Source organism: Microvirga sp. 2MCAF35 (assembly GCF_052115545.1).
In the GTDB taxonomy this organism is placed as follows: domain Bacteria; phylum Pseudomonadota; class Alphaproteobacteria; order Rhizobiales; family Beijerinckiaceae; genus Microvirga.
On record NZ_JBFRGW010000056.1, the window covers coordinates 1 to 17,885 of the forward strand.

Consider the following 17,885-nt stretch of genomic DNA (forward strand, 5'->3'; position numbering starts at 1 on the left):
CCGCCCCGACGGCTGCTTTGCCATCTGCTTCGGCGCCCACGAGATTGCAGCCCTCGATCTCAACGCACCCGACACAGACCCAACTCTGTAAGGGATCTCTCCGAACACGTGTCAGGGGTGTCCCCGGACTTTACAACAAGCCCGGTGATGACATGGGAGGGGCGGCTTATGGCTTTAATCAGATGCAAAGGAACCCGGCTCAATCCCGCACCACCACCACATGCAGCCGACGGGGTCCATGGGCGCCGAGCAGCAGGGTCTGTTCGATGTCGCCGGAGCGGGATGGGCCGGTGATCCAGTTCACCGTGCGCGGCATGGATCCCTTGCCGTAGGCGAAGCGCACCCGGTTCCAGACGGATTCGTAATCGCCCGCGATGTCCTTGGCCGACACGACGATGATGTGGTTGTCGGGCAGGAAGTTGAGGGTGGAGGGGTTCTCGTGACCCGACACCATGGCGAGGGTGCCGGATTCGGCGATGCCCCCGAAGGCGTGGCTGACCGCATTGAGGTCCCGGCCCTCGCTCGGCCCATGGGCGATCTCAAGGGTGGTGTCCGACCATGGCATGGCCTCAAGGCGCGGATCGTCCCCCATGCGCAGGGTGGCGGGCAGATTGTGGTTGCGCAGGAACAGCGCGATGGATTGCGGCACCTCCGCCGCGGAGGCGACTTCCGTCACCGTGGCGAGCGACGTCTCGACCATGGTCTTGAAGAGCGCGATCCGCTCCTCGCCCGAAACCTGCCCGCGTTGGGGGATCACGCCCTTGGGCGAGCGCTCCAGGCGGTCCGCGACGATCTGGTGGCGGATCGTCTCGCTGCCGTTGACGCCGAGGGAGCGGCGGATATTGGCGAAGATGTCGTCGCGGGCGCTCATGCGGCGGCTCCCTTGCGCTCGCGCTTCCAGCGCTGTTGGAACGTCTCACCCTGCGGGGCGGGGAAGTCGCGGTACTTGGTCCAGCCCTTGGCCATGGGCAGCCAGGAGAAGCGTCCGCGCTGGCGGCCCGCGAGCGCCAGCGTTCCCATGGCGAGACGGGTCGCCAGCCGGTAGAGGGCAGGGCGCTTGGCGAAGAAGCCCCAGAACCGGAGGCCGGAGCGAACGGTCGCCGGTGTCAGGTGCCGCTCGAATTCCCGCTCGCGCCAGTGGCGCATGAGCTTGGGCAGGGGAATGCGCACAGGGCACACGCTCTCGCAGCGTCCGCAGAAGGTGGAGGCGTTGGGCAGGTGGCCCGCCTTGTCGACGCCGATGAGGGACGGCGTGAGCACCGCGCCCATCGGGCCGGGATAGACCCAGCCATAGGCGTGCCCGCCGACCGCATGATAAACTGGGCAATGGTTCATGCAGGCGCCGCAACGGATGCAGCGCAGCATCTCCTCGAAGCTCGTGCCGAGCATGGAGGAGCGCCCGTTGTCGATGAGAACCACGTGGTAGTTCTCCGGCCCGTCCGCATCCGCGCTGCGGCGTGGGCCGGTCGAGAAGGTGGTATAGACCGACATTTCCTGGCCGGTCGCCGAGCGGGCGAGCACGCGCAGGAGCTGGCTCACGTCCTCGAGCGTCGGAACGAGCTTTTCCAGGGATGCGAGCACGATATGGGTCTTCGGCAGGATCTGCGTGAGATCGCCGTTGCCCTCGTTCGTCACGATGATCGACGTGCCGGTCTCGGCCACCAGGAAGTTGGCGCCGGTGATGCCCACATCGGCCGCGAGGAAGCGCTCGCGCAGAACGGCGCGCGCTTCGGTGAGAAGCTGCACCGGTTCCGAGAGATCGCGCTTGGCGTCGAGATGGGTGTGAACGCGCCGGAAATCCTCCTCCACCTGCGTGGCGTTGAGATGGACGGCGGGGGCGATGATGTGGCTCGGCAGCTCGTTGCGGAGCTGGATGATGTATTCGCCGAGATCGGTCTCGACGGGCCGGATGCCGTTCGCCTCCAGATGATGGTTGATCCCGATCTCCTCCGAGATCATGGACTTGCCCTTCGTCACCGTCCTGGCGCCGGCCTCGCGGCAGATGTTCAGGATGATGTCGCGGGCTTCATCGGCGTTGCGGGCGAAATGCACGTGCCCGCCGGAGGCCTTCACTTTCTCCTCGTAGGCTTCGAGGTAGAGGTCGAGGTGCTCCAGCGTATGGTTCTTGATGTCCCGCGCCGCATCCCGCAGCGCCTCGAATTCCGGCAGCTTGTCGGCGGCGGCTTGGCGCTTGTCGATGAAGCCCTGCTTCACGTTGCCGAGCGCCTTCTGCAGCTGATCGTCGCTCAGCGCCCGCGCGGCATTCTGCTTGAACTGGGGAGAAGTGGAATGAACGGTCATCGCGCCTCCTCCTTCGAAACGCGGACCCACGCGGCGTAGGCCGGATTCCGGTCTTTCATATCGTCGAAGAGCCAGACCATGCGGTCGCAGAACCACATCTTGGCGAACCAGGCGGCGAGACCGCCTGCAACGGTCATCAGGAGATCGTTCATGACGGCGCCCGCGAGGGCCACGATGAATCCGATGCCGGATGCCGCCATGAGAAGATTGGCGACCTTCACGTGATGGTCGGGGACGGGGATCGTCGCCCTGTTCATGAAAGCGCGTTCGCCGAATGTCACTTTCGCACTCCAGGTGTCGGTTCGCGCCGGGGCTGGAAAGAGCCGGGGATTGATCCAGAGCCACAGGAAGACCAGCCCGGTCGCCGGGACGGCCCAGAGGCCGATCCAGGCGTGACTCCAGATGGCGAGAAGAAGGAGCGGGAGCGAGGCCACCCGCGACCAGACGCTCCAGGGGCTCGCATGGCGCTCCCAGGTGCGCTCGTCCATCCGGAACAGGCGAGCCGCGAAACGGGCTGAATTGCTCATGCGGAACGGGACTCCTTCGGCAGGCCGATCGGCGGCTCGTCCGTCATCCCGGCCAGAACCTCCGCCACGTGGCGGACCTTGATCGGCTTGCCGTCGCGGGTGAGCTTGCCGGCCATGTTCATGAGGCAGCCGAGATCGCCCGCGAGCAGGGTCGGGGCGTGGGCTTCCTCGACGTTCCTGGCCTTGGCATCGACGATGGCGCCCGAGATGTCGCTGTATTTGACCGCGAAGGTGCCGCCGAAGCCGCAGCAGACGTCGCTGTCCTTCATCTCGACGAGGGTCAGGCCCTCGACGCTGGCGAGAAGCCGGCGCGGCTGGGTCTTCACGCCCATTTCCCGGAGGCCCGAGCAGGAATCGTGATAGGTCACGGTTCCATCGAACGAGGCCTCGACCCTGGTGACGCCGAGCACGTCGACGAGGAAGCTCGTCAGCTCATAGGTCTTGGCGGCGAGCGCATCGGCCTTGGCGCGCCAGTTCGGATCTTCCTCGAAGAGTTCCGGGTAATGGGCCTTGATCATCCCGGCGCAGGAGCCCGAGGGGGCAACCACGTAATCGTAGCCGTGGAAGGCCTCGATCACCTGCATGGCGAGGTCCCGCGTGGTGCCGCGATCGCCCGAATTGTAGGCCGGCTGGCCGCAGCAGGTCTGGACGGGCGCATCCACGACGCAGCCGGCATCCTCCAGGAGCTTGACGGCGGCAAAGCCCACCGAGGGGCGCATCAGGTCGACCAGGCAGGTGACGAACAGGCCGATCCGGGGTTTCGCCGGGCGGCCCTGCGAGGGCAGAACGCTCATTGGGTGACCTTCTGGCCCGACGCGTCGAACTGCTTGAGATAGGCGACGAGATCGTTGACCTTCTGCTCGTCCTTGACGCCGGCGAAGATCATCTTGGTGCCGGGGATCTTGGCCTTAGGGTCCTTGATGTATTCCCGGAACGTGGCCTCGTCCCAGGTAAGGCCGGAATTCTTGTTGGCGGGGGAGTAATTGTAGCCTTCGACCGATCCGGAATGGCGGCCGATGACGCCGTTCAGGACCGGGCCCACGGCGTTCTTCGCGCTCGGCCCGATCTGGTGGCAGGCCCGGCATTGCGCAAACACCTTCTCGCCGGCGGCCGCGTCCTGGGCCTGGGCGGAACCGAGCCCGGCAAGCAGCAGGGCGGCGGAAAGAACGAAGGAACGCATCAAAAACTCCTTTGCTGGACCCCTGTCCCATCCTAGAGCATCGGACCCAAAAGTGGACACCACTTTTGGGACCCATTCGATGCTCATTTTTTTAAGCAGCGCATTGTTCAGGCGGAAAACCGGGTCCACTTTTCCGCACAATGCGCTAGAGACATTCTACATTATTAGGAAACGCCATCGGGGAAAGCTGCCTTATTGTTAAGGTAGCCATACCTTGAATGCAGCGATGATTCCGTGAGGGAGAGTGCCATGACCATTGCATTTCCGAAACCGGACGAAGCGGTTCTGGCGCGCCGGAAGGAGATCGTCGAGGGTTTGGGACGCCTTGTCGCGTCCGAGGCCCTGATTGTCACCGAGGACGAACGCCGGGCCTTCGAGACCGACGGCCTGACCTCCTACCGCCGGATTCCGCTCGCCGTCGTGCTGCCCTCCACCACGGAAGAGGTCTCGGCCATCATGCGCTTCTGCCACGAGAACGGCGTGAAGGTGGTGCCGCGCGGGGCGGGGACCTCGCTCTGCGGCGGGGCCATCCCGCAGGAGGACGCCATCGTGCTCGGCGTCGCCAAGATGAACCGGGTGATCGATGTCAGCTTCGAGAACCGCACGGCCCGCGTGCAGTCGGGCATCACCAATCTCGGCATCAGCCAGGCGGTGTCCTACGAGGGCTTCTTCTACGCCCCCGATCCGTCGAGCCAGCTCGCCTGCACCATCGCGGGCAACATCGCCATGAATTCGGGCGGGGCGCATTGCCTGAAATACGGGGTCACCACCAACAATCTCCTGGGCGTCACCATCGTGCTCCTCGACGGCACGGTGGTGGAGATCGGCGGCGAGCATCTGGATGCCCCCGGCTACGACCTGCTCGGGCTGATCTGCGGCTCGGAAGGCCAGCTCGGCGTGGTGACGGAAGCGGTGGTGCGGATCCTGCGCGCAGCGGAAGGCGCGCGGCCGGCGCTCTTCGGCTTCTCGTCCGTGGAGGATGCGGGCGCCTGCGTGGCGGCGATCATCGGGGCGGGCATCATCCCGGTGGCGCTCGAATACATGGACAAGCCCGCGATCCAGATCTGCGAGGCCTTCGCCCATGCGGGCTATCCGCTCGACGTGGAGGCCATGCTGATCGTCGAGGTGGAGGGCTCTGATGCGGAGATCGACGACATGCTCCGCCGCATCGTCGCCATCGCCGAACCCTTCAAGCCCAAGACCATGAAGGTCTCGCAATCGGAGGCCGAGAGCGCGGCGATCTGGAAGGGCCGCAAATCCGCCTTCGGCGCCACGGGGCGCGTCGCCGATTACATCTGCATGGACGGCACGATCCCGACCGGGCAACTGCCTTACGTGCTCAACCGGATCGACGAGATCGTGAAATCCTATGGGCTCGGCGTCGCCAACGTGTTCCATGCGGGCGACGGCAACCTGCATCCGCTCGTCATGTTCAACACAAACGTGCCGGGCGAGATGGAGAAAGCCGAGAAGGCCGGGGAGGATATCCTCAAGCTCTGCGTCGAGGTCGGCGGCTGCCTCACCGGCGAGCATGGCGTCGGCATCGAGAAGCGGGATCTCATGACCTATCAGTTCAACGCCACGGATCTGGAGCAGCAGATGCGGGTGCGCGGCGTGTTCGACCCGCGCTGGCTGCTCAATCCCGCCAAGGTGTTTCCGCTCGAAGGAAGGCTTGCCGCGTGACGACGCATATTCCCCGCGACGAGCAGGACGCATCGATCATCATCCGCGAGGCCGCCGACAGGGGCACGCTTCTGAACGTGTCCGGCAACGGCACGAAGGCCCCGATGGGGCGGCCGAACCAGACCGACGCGTCGATCTCGTCGTCGGCCATGAGCGGCATCACTCTTTATGAGCCGTCGGAACTTGTGATCTCCGCGCGCAGCGGCACGCCGGTGCTGGAGGTCATGCGGGTGCTGGCCGCGAAAGGCCAGGAACTGCCCTTCGAGCCCATGGATTACCGCGCGCTTCTCGGCACGAAGGGCGAGCCGACCATCGGGGCGGTGGCGGCCATGAACATCTCAGGCCCGCGCCGGATCATGGCGGGCGCCGCCCGCGACAGCCTCATCGGCGTGCGCTTCGTCAACGGGCGCGGCGAGGTGGTGAAATCCGGCGGCCGGGTGATGAAGAACGTCACCGGCCTCGATCTCGTGAAGCTCATGGCTGGCTCCTGGGGCACGCTCGGATTCCTCACGGAAGTCACCTTCAAGGTGCTGCCGAAGCAGGAGCGGATGGCGACCCTCGCCATCCGAGGCCTCGACGACCGGCAGGCCATCGAGGCCCTGTCCATGGCCCTCGGATCACCCTTCGACGTGACCGGCGCCGCACATGTCCCGGACCGCGACCGCCGGGGCGGGACCACGCTGATCCGGCTCGAAGGCTTCAGGGTCTCGGTCGATTACCGCATGAACGAGATGAAGCGCCTGCTGAAGCGATTCCGGTTCATGGACCTGCTCGAAGGCGTCGGGGCCGAGGCGCTCTGGCAATCGGTGCGCGACGTGGCACTGCTGACCGATCAGGGCGAGCGGGCGGTCTGGCGCGTGTCAACCGCGCCCACGAAAGGCCCTGACATCGTCGCCCAGGTGACACGGTTCCTCGATGCGCAATGGTTCTACGATTGGGGCGGTGGGCTCATCTGGATCTCGACGCCCATCGACGGCGACGCGGGCGCCTCTGTCCTGCGCGAGGCAACGCGAACCTTCGGCGGCCACGCCACTCTCGTGCGCGCCCCGGCCGAGATCCGCTCCACCCTCGACGTGTTCGAGCCGCAGCCCGACGCCCTGATGACGCTGTCGCGCGGCATCAAGGCCTCCTTCGATCCCGCCGGAATTCTCAATCCGGGCCGGATGTATGCGGGGTTATGATGGCGAAATCTATACGGCTCTCTTACATTCTCTCATTAGCTGGAGTTTCTGGGGTCGGCTTAATAGCCTTCACGGCAGTATCAGCCTGGAGATCATATTCACCATCCTGCACGGCAGATGTGATTCAAGAACAGCGTTCGGCTGATAAAGCACTTCAGGAACTTCAAAAAGCTTCTGGCAATGGGCGAAAAGACGAATGCGATGCTTATCGGAAATACGCAGACGCGCTGGAAAAACTCGACACGGCTGTAGCAATCTGCGGTCCGTCTCAGATGACGAAACGATCTGCATCCGCCTCTCACAGCGCTGAACTGGCTCTCTATCGCCGACTTGCGGTAGAGAAATGCGCTTAAGCCGACTGGATTGGGGCGTGAAATGACAAGCGCAGCAGTTCCCATGATTGACGGAGACAAGAGCCCCCTAAGGCCGATCATCTACGCTGTCTTGGCCTTAGGCCTCATCGCGCTTACCGCTGCGATCCTGCTGGCCATGGGCCGCACGCCGATCTGCACATGCGGCACCATCGAGCTGTGGCATGGAATCGTGAAGGATTCCGGCAATTCCCAGCACCTGACCGACTGGTACACGCCCTCCCACGTCATTCACGGTTTTCTGTTCTATGCAGGCCTCTGGGCCTTCGGTCGCCTGATCGGCAAGCCGTTGCCGCTCGGCATCGCTCTCCTCGTGGCGGTCGGGATCGAATGCGCCTGGGAAATCACCGAGAACACCAACACCGTCATCGAACGCTACCGTGCGACGAACATCGCGCTCGATTATTATGGCGACAGCGTCATCAATTCGGTGTCGGACATCGTTGCCATGATGATCGGGTTCACGCTGGCGCGCCTCTGGCCGGTCTGGCTGACGGTGCTCGTTGCGGTGGTCATGGAAGCGTTCGTGGGTTTCTGGATCCGCGACAACCTGATCCTGAACATCATCATGCTGATCCATCCCATTGACGCCATCAACCAATGGCAAGGGGCGCTGTGAGATAAAACCATGCAAACCAATTTCACGCCCGACCAGCTCAGGGATCCCGCCATGGCCAGCTCGGAGAAGATCCTCCGGACCTGCGTCCATTGCGGCTTCTGCACCGCCACCTGCCCGACCTACCTGCTGCTCGGCGACGAGCTCGACTCGCCGCGTGGGCGGATCTACCTCATGAAGGACATGCTGGAGAGCGGGAAGCCCGCGTCGAAGGAAGTGGTCAAGCACATCGACCGCTGCCTCTCGTGCCTGTCCTGCATGACCACCTGTCCATCCGGCGTGCATTACATGCACCTCGTCGACCATGCCCGCGCCTATATCGAGGCGACCTATACCCGGCCCTGGCATGACCGGCTCCTGCGCTGGGTCCTCGCCAGGGTGCTGCCCTATCCCGGCCGCTTCCGCTTCGCGCTCGGCGCGGCAATGCTGGCCAAGCCCCTGAAGGGCGTGATCGGCGGGCTGCCGCTCCTCGGCAATCGCCTGGAGGCGATGATCGACCTCGCGCCGGCGAAGGCGCCCTCCCGCTCGCCCTTCGAGCAGCCCGGCACCTTCAAGGCGCATGGGGAGCGCCGGGGTCGGGTCGCCATCCTGTCCGGCTGCGCCCAGCCGGTGCTCAAGCCCGGCTTCAACGAGGCCGCGATCCGCCTCCTCAACCGCCATGGCGTCGACGTGGTCCAGCCCAAGGGCGAGGGCTGCTGCGGAGCTCTCGTCCACCACATGGGCCGCGACGAGGAGGCCCATGGCTTTGCCAAGCGCAACATCGACGCCTGGATCGCCGAGATGGACGGAGAGGGGCTCGACGCCATCATCATCACGGCCTCGGGCTGCGGCACGACGATCAAGGATTACGGCTTCATGTTCCGGGAAGACCCGGACTATGCCGAGAAGGCGGCCCGCGTCTCAGGGATCGCCAAGGACATCACCGAATACGTCACGTCCTTGAAGCTCATGGAGCCGGTGCGCGAGACGGAGCTGGTGGTGGCCTATCATTCGGCCTGCTCCATGCAGCACGGGCAGGCGATCCGCACCGAGCCGAAGACCCTGTTGAAGCAGGCGGGCTTTACGGTGAAGGACGTGCCGGAAGGGCATATCTGCTGCGGCTCGGCCGGCACCTACAACCTGCTCCAGCCGGAGATCGCCGCCCAGCTCCGGGCCCGCAAGGTGGCCAATATCGAGCGTACGAAGCCCGACCTCATCGCCACCGGCAATATCGGCTGCATGACCCAGATCGGGAAGGGGACGGAAATCCCCATTGTCCACACGGTCGAGCTTCTCGACTGGGCGACGGGTGGGCCCATGCCCGAAGCCCTGGAGGCGGCAGGGTTTGGCAAGCGCGCTTCCCAACCGTTAACCATCGCGGCAGAGTGAGGCTGCTACACTCTTACGCAACGAAATTCTATTTCCAAACTGTGGCGATCTGGGCTAAAAGTTAGGAAAGCGTGAATTTCAGGCGTAAGGACCGGCACATGTCTTCGGGTTGGACATCGTTCAGGAGCCGTTTTGGCAAGAAGCAGGAAGAGGCCGTCGTCGGCTCCCTGCCCGAGAGAGGCGAGGCCGTCGAGGCCGTTGCCGCGCCTGTTGCAGCGCCTCCGGACAAGGGCGAGACGATTGTCGTCCGCCCCAACGTGGCGCTCGATTCCGTCGGCCAGAAGAACGAGCTGATCCGCGTCCGTTTCGCCAACATGATCGACCGGCTGGAGGAAATCCGCAGCCTCAAGGAGGACTTCGCTCTCCTCAGCGAGCCGGTGAGCGACCTCATCCGCAGCTATCCGCAGCTTCAGTCGCGCCTTCTTGAAACCGAGGCAGTGCTCCGGCAGGAAACCGACACGACCGTGGCCCTGCGCCGCGAACTCTCCGATCTCAGCGGTCTCCACGCCCGGACGGTGGACGACCTGACCTCCGCCATTTCGCAGCTGCGCAAGGCGGAAACGAGGGTTCGCGAGCAGGATTCCTTCATCGAGGACCTGCGCCTCAACGTGAAGGACAAGGAGGCCATCGTCGCCGACCTGGAGAATCAGCTTTCCATCGAGACCGAGCGCGCCCGCAACATCACGGAAGAGAACCAGGCCCTGCGCCTCGAAGCCCAGGAGGCCGACCAGACGGTGGCCCGCGCCGAGCGGGAGCTCATCGAGACCCGCGAGCGCAACGGGCTGCTCGATCACGAGGTCAAACGCCTGCAGAAGGTGGCTGAGGAGCAGAATTACCGCCTCTCCAGCCTGACCAACCGTTATGGCGAGTTGGAAACCCAGCTCGAGGCCACGCGTCAGCGCGCCTCCGAGCTCGAGACCAAGCTCATGGCCGAGCAGGTGCTGCGCCAACGCCTGGAAACCCAGATCGATTCCGAGCGCTCCGCCCATCAGACCGATCTTTCGGCGCTGGACATGAAGATCGAGGGGCTGAACTCCCGTCTGGCCGCGACGGACAAGATCCTTACCCATACCCGCGACCAGCTGCGCGACAAGAACGAGGCCCTGCGCGGCGTCGAGCGCAGCCTGAAAGAGACCACCATCGAGAAGAACACCCTGGACCGTCGCCTGGAGGCGACCCAGCAGGAGGTCGAGCGTCAGGTGGCCATGGTCAACGAACTCCAGCGCTCGCGCATCGAGCTGCAGGAGCGCGTCGAGATGCTGGGCAAGGCCATCGCGGCCAAGGACTTCCAGATCGAAAGCTCCGACAACAAGGTGGCGAGCCTCTCCGAGCGCATCGACCAGCTCACCAAGCGCTTCGAGCAGGAGCGCAACACTCTGGAGGCCGCCAACCGCCGCCTTACCGAGGAGCTGCAGAACGAGAAGGCCGAGCGCTCCCTCATGCAGGGCGCCCTCGAAATCGCCCGCGAGAGCCGGATCAAGATCCAGAAGAAGTACATTTCGCTGCGCAAGAAGACCCGCCTCGACGCGCAGGAGGACGATCCGACGCTGCTCGACGAGGATGAGATCGAAACGAATGTCCGGCCCTTGAAATCACCGGACGCGGAGTAGCGTTCTACCTCCAGGCCCCGCAGAGATGCGGGGCTTTTTCTTTTCGTGGGAAGCTTTCGGAGAGGCGTTATCCACCCTCCCACGTCATCACCGGGCTTGTTGTAAAGTCCGGGGACATCCCTGACACGTGTTCGGAGAGATCCCTTACAGAGTTGGGTCTGTGTCGGGTGCGTTGAGATCGAGGGCTGCAATCTCGTGGGCGCCGAAGCAGATGGCAAAGCAGCCGTCGGGGCGGCGCGGCCTTATGGCCAGGGTTTCGCCCCGGAAGATCCGGCCGKGGCGGACCAGAACCGCATGCACGCTGGAAACCGCCGGCGGCACGATCCCGGAGCGCCGGAGCACGGCCGCGATCTTGCGGGCGCCCCAGGCCGGATGCGCCTCGCGCACCGCCAAAACCTGTGCTTCCACCTCGGCCGCGAGCCGGCCCGGACTATGATGCGGCCGGCGCGAGCGGTCCGTGAACGCCCGCTCTCCGGCCGCGAACCGGCGCAGCCACACATGGCCGGTCTGGCGGCTGATCCCGAAGCGCCGGCACAGCGCCGAGATGTTGGCGCCCTCTAGCGACGCCAGCAGCACGAACTCCCGACACCGCTCCGTCACAGATACCTCCAGCCAACCCATCCCGACCTCCCTGCCGCCACAGCAGAAGTGTCAGGTATGTCTCCGAACAGCTGTCAGGTATGTCTCAAGGCCGTACAACAAGCCCGGTGATGACGTGCGGCTCCGGCGTCTCGCCGGCCGCGCGGGCGGCCAGGATGTCCAGGTGGGCGTGCCAGCCGGCGCTGACGTTGAGCAGGGTCGCGCGGTCGGCGACGCGGCGGTGGATTACGGTGAGCAGCACCTCGGAGCCCTGCCGTTCCAGGGTGAAGGTGACGCCGCCGGTCGAGCCCCAGGTGATGGCGAGCCGGTGGGGCGGGTCGAGCTCCGTGATCCGGCACTCCATCCTGTGCTCCTCGCCAAAGCCGTCCGGACGCGCGCCGGGTGGGTCGGTGAGTTCGGCATTGCGCCAGACGAGTTCGACCGGGGCGCCGAGGGTCAGGTCCATGTCGCCCGCCGCGAGCCATTGGCGGCGCAGGTCGCTGTCCGTGAGATAGGCCCAGATGCGCTCGACGGGGCCGGGCAGAAGGCGTTGGATCGTGAGCGTCGCGGGCTCGCTCAGCGTGCCATAGGTGTCGAGGGTGGCAAGGTCGGTCATGTGTCGTCTCCTTCGGCAGGTGGGGTTTTCGGGGGTGGGGACTTTTGCGCATCCTCCTCGCGGAGGAGCCGCTCCAGCACGTCCAGGTGTTCGGTCCAGAAGCGCTCGTAGATGCCGAGCCATTGATGGGCGCTCGCCAGCGGTCCGGGGTCGAGGCGGCAGACATGGGTGCGGCCGCGGATCTCGCGCCTTAGAAGGCCTGCCTGCTCCAGCACCTTGATGTGCTTCGAGGCGGCGGCCAGCGAGATCGCGAACGGTTCGGCGAGCTGGCTCACCGTGCGCTCGCCGCCGCCGAGAGCGCCGAGCATCCGCCGCCGGGTGGAATCGGCGAGAGCGTGGAAGACGGTGTCGAGCCGGGATGTCTGTAATTCAACCATGTGGTTGAATATAGCTGCGCGTTTCGGGACAGTCAACCGATCGGTTTAATATTTATCCGAGCGTCTGCGAGGTGCCGAGGCAGGAGCCTCGGACCCGGTGACAGTGGATTTGCTTGGGGGGATGCGAGCTTGCGCGGCCGTCGTCTTTCCAACGGGCTCCGGTGCGACCCTCTTCACGCCTTCCGCCGGGGAGGGAGGATCGCATTCGTCTCGGTCAGGCTCCCGGATCGTGGCTCCGGCCAGATCCGGGATGGTGTTTATGCGAAGAAGCTCAGGCCTTCCCGGCCGTGTCGCTCTTCTGGCCCTTGGCCTTGCTCGTCTTGCTCTTGCTGTGGTCGCTGGAGCGGTTGACGTATTTGACCTTCCGGGGTTCCGAGGAAGCGCCCTTCTCGGCGCCGCCTTCCTCGCCCACGAGGCGTGCTGGCAGGAAGTGGCGCGCGGCCTCCGTCACCACGCCGGCGACGGCGCCGGCGGCGGTCTGGGTCAGGTCGGCGCCCTGCGCGCCGGCATGGGCGGCGGCGGATCCGGCCTTCTTGGCCGCGCGGGTCTTGGTGAGGGCGGCGGCGGCGGCGCCAGCGGCGGCGATCAGGGCGTCGGCCAGGATCTCGCGGCCGAGATCCGTGTTGATGAGGTCCATGAGGCCGGACTTCTTCGCCGTCTTCGCCAGCTTCGTGCCGGGGCTCTTCTTCGATTTCGTGCCGGACTTCTTATCCTTGTCCTTGGCCTTCGCCATGTTCATCTCCTGATGGTCAAGCTTCCGGAACAACCCCTATGGAACCACAGGGGTTCCAAAAGGCCAAGGTTATCCGAAATGGCGGGCCAGCACCTCGCGGACGGCCTTGACGAGATCGGTCTCGGGCACGGAGAACTGGGCCGGACGGGCGGCCTTCCATTCCTCGTTGGACGCGATGGCCCCTGCCGCCTTGGCGCCTTCGATCAGGTCCTTGATCTCGACCTCGCCGCGCTCGCGCTCGTTGGAGCCCTGGATGACCACGCAGGGGCTCTGGCGCCGGTCGGCGTATTTCATCTGCGCCTTCATGCCTGAGGAGCCGAGATAGAGCTCGGCCCGGATGCCCGCCTGGCGCAGGGTCGAGACCATGCGCTGGTAGGCGGCGATCTGGTCCTTGTCCATGACGAGCACCACCACCGGGCCGGGTTTCTCGGCGCCGGAGACGATGGGGCTCTTGACCATCTGGAGCGCCGAGAGCAGCCGCGACACGCCGATGGAGAAGCCGGTGGCCGGAACGGGCTCGGAGCGGAAGCGGCCCACGAGGCCGTCATAGCGCCCGCCACCGCCCACGGAGCCGAAGCGCACCGGGCGCCCGTCCTCGTCCTGCACCTGGAAGGTCAGCTCGGCCTCGTAGACGGGGCCGGTATAGTATTCGAGGCCGCGCACGACGGAGGGGTCGATAATCACCCGATCGCCATACTCAGCGGCATCCACAAGCTCAGCAATTTGGGCCAGCTCATCTATTCCGGCAAGATAGGTCGGGCTGCTAAAATTCAGAGTACGGAGTTGCTCAATGGCTGCCGAGTTTTGCGTAGACTTGTAAATCTTTGTTCCAGCAATCGTCTCAGCGCTGTGAGTCGCCTGTGTAGGCTGCGCACTTGCAGATTGACCAAACGGGTTGCTCAGAAATCTCATCAAACCAAGGATTTGATCTTCAGTGAGCCCAGCTCCACTGGTGAAGTCGCCGCTCTCATCCTTACGGCCCGTACCGAGGAGTTGCCGTACGCCGTCAATCCCAAGGCGGTCGAGCTTGTCGATGGCGCGCAGCACGGTCAGGCGCTGCCCGGCCTTGTCCTCGCCGCCGAGGCCGATGGCCTCAAGCACGCCGTCGAGAACCTTGCGGTTGTTGATCTTGATGATGAAGTCGCCGCGCTTGAGGCCGAGCTTCTCCATCGTGTCGGCGGCCATCATGCAGATTTCCGCATCGGCCGCGACGGAGGCGGCCCCGACCGTATCGGCGTCGAACTGCATGAACTGGCGGAAGCGGCCCGGACCCGGCTTCTCGTTGCGGAACACCCAGCCCACGCGGTAGCTGCGATAGGGCTTCGGCAGGGCATCGAAGTTCTCGGCTACGTAGCGGGCGAGGGGCGCCGTCAGGTCGTAGCGCAGCGACAGCCATTGCTCGTCGTCGTCCTGGAACGAGAACACGCCCTCGTTGGGGCGGTCCTGGTCGGGCAGGAACTTGCCGAGGGAGTCGGTGTACTCGACGAACGGCGTCTCGACGCCCTCAAAACCGTAGAGTTCGTAAGAATCGCGGATCGCCGCCAACATGCGCTCGGTCGCGGCGAGGTCGGCGGGGTTGCGGTCGGCAAAGCCGCGCGGCGCGCGGGCCTTGATCTTGTCGGCCTTGGACATGGTTTTAAACAGCAGCCGTTGAATTGGGAAAACGTGCTGCGGTCCTACTCCGTGCGGCCGGGAGGGGCAAGGCTTATGCAGCTACCGGGGCTGTGAGGCTCGCCAGAATATCGGCTGTCGACCGTACTCGCGCTACACGAGGCAGGATCTTCTCGACGGCAAAGCGATGCATGTCAGCGTCGAGGCTGGATGAGGCATCCTCAGCCACGATCACCGAATAGCTTTTCTGCCAAGCGTCGCGCGCCGTGGACTCGACACCGAAATTGGTCATCACTCCGCCAAGAATGATCGTGGTGATACCCCGCCGCCGCAGCTGGAGGTCGAGTTCAGTGCCGTAAAAAGCGCTCCATTGGCGTTTGGTGATTACGACATCCGGTTCAACATTGAAGTCGCTGGAGAACGCAAGAGCCTCGGAGGACAAACCGCCCTCGGGCAGGGGCAGGGCAACGTCCACCGGCTGCCTCAGGACATCGGCATAGCCTTTAGAGAAGGCGGCGCGTGTGAGGATGACGGTGCCGCCAGCCTCTTGCAGACGCCGCGCTAAGCGCGAGCTGTGGCCTATTACTGCGGAGGAAGAATGAGGAGCAAGCGGCATACCAAGCGTCCAATTCTGTAAATCGATCAGCACAAGAGCGGTTCGGCACGGATCGAGTTCGTCCAGCATGAGTGGTCTTCCTACAGAGATGAGGTCAATGAGGGTTTCACGGGCCTTGGAATTTTGATATATGAGGTTTTCCTCATAAAACGATTTATATGAGCATGCCCTCACAAAACTCAAGTGGTGTTGTCGATCCTGTGCCGCGCATTCCCCAAAGAAAGCGAGGTCGTGAACGCGTGGCTACACTCCTGAAGGCGGCAGCGGAGGTGTTTTCCGAGCGGAGCTATGAGGCGGCTACAATGACTGAGATCGCCGCCCGTGCAGGCGCATCAATCGGCTCGCTCTATCAGTTCTTCCCCACAAAAGAGTTATTGGCGAAGGCCCTGCATGAGGCCTATCTCGCGGACTTGTCAGCGATGCTGGACGAGATGCTGCTTGAGGCCACGGGCCGGAGCGCCGTTGAGGTGGCGGATAAGCTCTTTGACGGGCTGCAGGCATTTCTCGTCGAACGTCCGGCCTTCGGCGCCCTCGTGGAGAGACGTGATATCGACAAGGAGCAGAAGCGAAGGACGGGCGCTGCGATGCGGGAGAAGATTGCTCGCTTACTTGCCTCGGCAGCCCGACCGGTTCCAAAAGAACGGTGCGAAGCAATGGCGGCCGTGGTTCTGCAGCTCATGAAGGTCGCGGTAGCGCTGAATGCCGCAGACGATGTTGATTGGCGAAACGCAACCCATCAAGAGCTGCGGCAGATGCTAAAAAACCACCTGAACAGCGTTCAGGTGGCTTAAGGCCCTCAAGCTCGGAGCGTTATGCCACCGCCTTGATCACCTTGGTGAGCTTGTCGACGATCTCGCCGATCTGCTCCTCGGTTATGATCAGCGGCGGGGAGAGCGCGATGGTGTCGCCGGTGATGCGCATCATCAGGCCGTATTCCTGGAAGCCGCGGTCCATGGCCTCGAAGGCGCGCTTGCCCACCGCGTCGGGACGCGAGGCGAGGTCGATGGCGCCGACGAGCCCGATGGTGCGGATGTCGAGCACGTTCGGCAGGCCCTTGAGCGAGTGGATCGCATCGGCCCAGACCGGCTCCAGGGTCTTGGCGCGCTCGAACAGCTTCTCGTCCCGGTAGACGTCCTGGGTCGCGAGCGCCGCCGCGCAGGCGAGCGGGTGGCCGGAATAGGTGTAGCCGTGGAACAGCTCGATCACGTGTTCGGGGCCGTTCATGAAGGTATCGTAGAGGCCCTCGCGTACCAGCACGCCGCCCATGGGGACGGTGCCGGAATTCACGCCCTTGGCGAAGGTGATCATGTCCGGGACAACGCCGTAACGCTCCGCCGCGAAGGCGGTGCCGAGACGGCCGAAGCCCGAGATCACCTCGTCGAAGATGAGCAGGATGCCGTGCTTGTCGCAGATCTCGCGCAGGCGCTTGAGATAGCCCTTCGGCGGCGGCAGCACGCCCGTGGAGCCGGCCATCGGCTCGACGATCACGGCCGCGATGGTCGAGGCGTCATGGAGCGCCACGATGCGCTCCAGCTCGTCCGCCAGATGCGCGCCCCATTCCGGCTCGCCACGGGAGAAGGCCTGCTCGGCCCGGTTATAGGTGTGGGGAAGGTGGTCGACGCCCGCCAGCAGCGAGCCGAAGAACTGGCGGTTCTTGACGATGCCGCCCACCGAGATGCCGCCGAAGCCGACCCCGTGATAGCCGCGCTCGCGGCCGATCAGGCGCGTCTTGCTGCCCTGGCCCTTCACGTTCCAATAGGCGAGCGCCACCTTGAGCGCGGTATCGACCGCTTCGGAACCCGAGTTGCAGAAGAAGATGTGGTTCAGATCTCCCGGCGCGAGCTGGGCAATGCGGGAAGCAGCGGCGAAGCCCTTCGCGTGGCCGTACTGGAAGGCCGGCGAATAGTCGAGTTCCTGCGCCTGGGCCTGGATGGCGGACGTGATCTCGTCCCGGTTGTGGCCGGCATTGCAGCACCAGAGGCCGGCGGCGCCGTCGATCACCTCCCGGCCGTCGGGGGTGTAATAGTACATGCCCTTGGCGCGGGCGATCATCCGGGGGCGCTGCTTGAACGAGCGGTTGGCCGTGAACGGAAGCCACCAGGCATCCAGGTCGTTGGGTGCAATGAGGTCGTTGGCGGCTCTGGATGTCTGTGCGGTCATCATGATCCCCGAAGATGGCTGATGGGTGCGAACCTAACAGCCGTAACGGAGCGCCGCAAAAAGAACTTTCGGCGAAGCCACGAGCCGGGTGCAATTCTCGGCTCAGCCGGTCATGGCGCGGGCCTCGTAGCCGGCCGCGTCCAGGGCGCGCGCTATCTCGACGCTCTGAGCACATGTGGTGACATGGACGCGGCCATGCTCTAGATCCACGTCCACCTTGGCGCTCGGATCGAGGCGCTGGATGGCCTTCGTGACCGAAGTGACGCATCCCTGGCAGGTCATGCCGTCGACCTGCATCAGCAGGTCTTTCCGGGGTTCTTCCATCGAAAATGCCTTTTCGTTCGCTCGAAAATGCG

General features: G+C 64.4%; 18 protein-coding genes and 1 pseudogene. 6 read left to right on the top strand and 13 right to left on the bottom strand.

All coding sequences use genetic code 11. The annotated features are described in order from the left end of the window. Positions 1–199 precede the first annotated feature (199 nt). The 5 genes from AB4097_RS19885 to AB4097_RS19905 are packed head-to-tail and all read right to left on the bottom strand — an operon-like array spanning position 200 to position 4,008. Positions 200–871: a LutC/YkgG family protein gene (locus tag AB4097_RS19885; protein WP_442042755.1), complete on the bottom strand. Its 672-nt coding sequence runs from the start codon at positions 869–871 to the stop codon at positions 200–202. Continuing rightward, entirely contained in the window at positions 868–2,301 is a 1,434-nt protein-coding gene (locus AB4097_RS19890; RefSeq protein WP_442042757.1) for a LutB/LldF family L-lactate oxidation iron-sulfur protein, read from the bottom strand. Before AB4097_RS19890 ends, AB4097_RS19885 begins: the two co-directional genes overlap by 4 nt. Continuing rightward, positions 2,298–2,828 (bottom strand): DUF6653 family protein, encoded by a 531-nt coding sequence (locus AB4097_RS19895; protein ID WP_442042759.1) that lies wholly within the window; start codon positions 2,826–2,828, stop codon positions 2,298–2,300. Before AB4097_RS19895 ends, AB4097_RS19890 begins: the two co-directional genes overlap by 4 nt. Then, entirely contained in the window at positions 2,825–3,622 is a 798-nt protein-coding gene (locus tag AB4097_RS19900) for a (Fe-S)-binding protein (RefSeq protein WP_442042761.1), read from the bottom strand. The genes AB4097_RS19895 and AB4097_RS19900 overlap by 4 nt, the downstream gene beginning before the upstream one ends. Beyond that, positions 3,619–4,008: a c-type cytochrome gene (locus AB4097_RS19905; protein WP_442042763.1), complete on the bottom strand. Its 390-nt coding sequence runs from the start codon at positions 4,006–4,008 to the stop codon at positions 3,619–3,621. Before AB4097_RS19905 ends, AB4097_RS19900 begins: the two co-directional genes overlap by 4 nt. A gap of 249 nt (positions 4,009–4,257) precedes the next feature. On the opposite strand from AB4097_RS19905, the gene AB4097_RS19910 reads away from it, so the two are divergent. The 5 genes from AB4097_RS19910 to AB4097_RS19930 all read left to right on the top strand — a co-directional run bounded on the left by AB4097_RS19910 (position 4,258) and on the right by AB4097_RS19930 (position 10,837). Continuing rightward, entirely contained in the window at positions 4,258–5,691 is a 1,434-nt protein-coding gene (locus AB4097_RS19910; RefSeq protein WP_442042765.1) for an FAD-linked oxidase C-terminal domain-containing protein, read from the top strand. Then, on the top strand, positions 5,688–6,872 hold the full coding sequence (gene glcE / locus AB4097_RS19915; protein ID WP_442042767.1) for a glycolate oxidase subunit GlcE: 1,185 nt from the start codon (positions 5,688–5,690) through the stop codon (positions 6,870–6,872). The genes AB4097_RS19910 and glcE overlap by 4 nt, the downstream gene beginning before the upstream one ends. A 375-nt stretch (positions 6,873–7,247) precedes the next feature. Further along, a complete protein-coding gene (locus AB4097_RS19920; protein WP_442042769.1) occupies positions 7,248–7,862 on the top strand; it encodes a DUF2585 domain-containing protein in 615 nt (204 codons plus the stop codon). A gap of 9 nt (positions 7,863–7,871) precedes the next feature. Beyond that, positions 7,872–9,227: a glycolate oxidase subunit GlcF gene (gene glcF / locus AB4097_RS19925; RefSeq protein WP_442042771.1), complete on the top strand. Its 1,356-nt coding sequence runs from the start codon at positions 7,872–7,874 to the stop codon at positions 9,225–9,227. Positions 9,228–9,325: 98 nt separating this feature from the next. Continuing rightward, positions 9,326–10,837: a chromosome partitioning protein ParA gene (locus tag AB4097_RS19930; protein WP_442042773.1), complete on the top strand. Its 1,512-nt coding sequence runs from the start codon at positions 9,326–9,328 to the stop codon at positions 10,835–10,837. Positions 10,838–11,104: 267 nt separating this feature from the next. Here the strand turns inward: AB4097_RS19930 and AB4097_RS19935 are convergent. The 6 genes and pseudogenes from AB4097_RS19935 to AB4097_RS19960 all read right to left on the bottom strand — a co-directional run. After that, positions 11,105–11,458, bottom strand: a pseudogene (locus AB4097_RS19935) (helix-turn-helix domain-containing protein); the annotation flags it as partial. 64 nt (positions 11,459–11,522) lie between these two features. Continuing rightward, positions 11,523–12,032 (bottom strand): SRPBCC family protein, encoded by a 510-nt coding sequence (locus AB4097_RS19940; RefSeq protein ID WP_442042775.1) that lies wholly within the window; start codon positions 12,030–12,032, stop codon positions 11,523–11,525. Beyond that, positions 12,029–12,409: an ArsR/SmtB family transcription factor gene (locus AB4097_RS19945; protein WP_442042777.1), complete on the bottom strand. Its 381-nt coding sequence runs from the start codon at positions 12,407–12,409 to the stop codon at positions 12,029–12,031. Before AB4097_RS19945 ends, AB4097_RS19940 begins: the two co-directional genes overlap by 4 nt. A 271-nt stretch (positions 12,410–12,680) precedes the next feature. Then, positions 12,681–13,142 (bottom strand): hypothetical protein, encoded by a 462-nt coding sequence (locus AB4097_RS19950; RefSeq protein ID WP_442042779.1) that lies wholly within the window; start codon positions 13,140–13,142, stop codon positions 12,681–12,683. Positions 13,143–13,211: 69 nt separating this feature from the next. Continuing rightward, positions 13,212–14,774, bottom strand: a complete 1,563-nt coding sequence (gene hisS / locus AB4097_RS19955) for a histidine--tRNA ligase (RefSeq protein WP_442042781.1) — start codon at positions 14,772–14,774, stop codon at positions 13,212–13,214. 73 nt (positions 14,775–14,847) lie between these two features. Next, a complete protein-coding gene (locus tag AB4097_RS19960; RefSeq protein ID WP_442042783.1) occupies positions 14,848–15,438 on the bottom strand; it encodes a hydrolase in 591 nt (196 codons plus the stop codon). A 95-nt stretch (positions 15,439–15,533) separates the two neighbouring features. Between AB4097_RS19960 and AB4097_RS19965 the strand changes: the two genes are divergently transcribed. After that, positions 15,534–16,160, top strand: coding sequence for a TetR/AcrR family transcriptional regulator (locus tag AB4097_RS19965; RefSeq protein ID WP_442042785.1), 627 nt, complete (start codon positions 15,534–15,536; stop codon positions 16,158–16,160). A gap of 19 nt (positions 16,161–16,179) precedes the next feature. Here the strand turns inward: AB4097_RS19965 and AB4097_RS19970 are convergent, their stop codons facing one another. Both AB4097_RS19970 and AB4097_RS19975 read right to left on the bottom strand, forming a co-directional pair. Next, complete coding sequence (locus AB4097_RS19970; protein WP_442042787.1) at positions 16,180–17,529, bottom strand: aspartate aminotransferase family protein; 1,350 nt, start codon at positions 17,527–17,529, stop codon at positions 16,180–16,182. 102 nt (positions 17,530–17,631) lie between these two features. Beyond that, positions 17,632–17,853, bottom strand: coding sequence for a heavy-metal-associated domain-containing protein (locus AB4097_RS19975; protein WP_442042789.1), 222 nt, complete (start codon positions 17,851–17,853; stop codon positions 17,632–17,634). Positions 17,854–17,885: the final 32 nt, after the last annotated feature.

Coding starts and splice junctions, on each gene's coding strand:
- AB4097_RS19910 (WP_442042765.1), top strand. CDS start 4,258: ATGACCATTGCATTTCCGAAACCGGACGAAGCGGTTCTGGCGCGCCGG.
- hisS (WP_442042781.1), bottom strand. CDS start 14,774: ATGTCCAAGGCCGACAAGATCAAGGCCCGCGCGCCGCGCGGCTTTGCC.
- AB4097_RS19890 (WP_442042757.1), bottom strand. CDS start 2,301: ATGACCGTTCATTCCACTTCTCCCCAGTTCAAGCAGAATGCCGCGCGG.
- AB4097_RS19905 (WP_442042763.1), bottom strand. CDS start 4,008: ATGCGTTCCTTCGTTCTTTCCGCCGCCCTGCTGCTTGCCGGGCTCGGT.
- AB4097_RS19885 (WP_442042755.1), bottom strand. CDS start 871: ATGAGCGCCCGCGACGACATCTTCGCCAATATCCGCCGCTCCCTCGGC.
- AB4097_RS19965 (WP_442042785.1), top strand. CDS start 15,534: ATGCCCTCACAAAACTCAAGTGGTGTTGTCGATCCTGTGCCGCGCATT.
- AB4097_RS19970 (WP_442042787.1), bottom strand. CDS start 17,529: ATGACCGCACAGACATCCAGAGCCGCCAACGACCTCATTGCACCCAAC.
- AB4097_RS19960 (WP_442042783.1), bottom strand. CDS start 15,438: ATGCTGGACGAACTCGATCCGTGCCGAACCGCTCTTGTGCTGATCGAT.
- AB4097_RS19920 (WP_442042769.1), top strand. CDS start 7,248: ATGACAAGCGCAGCAGTTCCCATGATTGACGGAGACAAGAGCCCCCTA.
- AB4097_RS19895 (WP_442042759.1), bottom strand. CDS start 2,828: ATGAGCAATTCAGCCCGTTTCGCGGCTCGCCTGTTCCGGATGGACGAG.
- AB4097_RS19900 (WP_442042761.1), bottom strand. CDS start 3,622: ATGAGCGTTCTGCCCTCGCAGGGCCGCCCGGCGAAACCCCGGATCGGC.
- AB4097_RS19945 (WP_442042777.1), bottom strand. CDS start 12,409: ATGGTTGAATTACAGACATCCCGGCTCGACACCGTCTTCCACGCTCTC.
- AB4097_RS19975 (WP_442042789.1), bottom strand. CDS start 17,853: ATGGAAGAACCCCGGAAAGACCTGCTGATGCAGGTCGACGGCATGACC.
- AB4097_RS19930 (WP_442042773.1), top strand. CDS start 9,326: ATGTCTTCGGGTTGGACATCGTTCAGGAGCCGTTTTGGCAAGAAGCAG.
- glcF (WP_442042771.1), top strand. CDS start 7,872: ATGCAAACCAATTTCACGCCCGACCAGCTCAGGGATCCCGCCATGGCC.
- AB4097_RS19950 (WP_442042779.1), bottom strand. CDS start 13,142: ATGGCGAAGGCCAAGGACAAGGATAAGAAGTCCGGCACGAAATCGAAG.
- AB4097_RS19940 (WP_442042775.1), bottom strand. CDS start 12,032: ATGACCGACCTTGCCACCCTCGACACCTATGGCACGCTGAGCGAGCCC.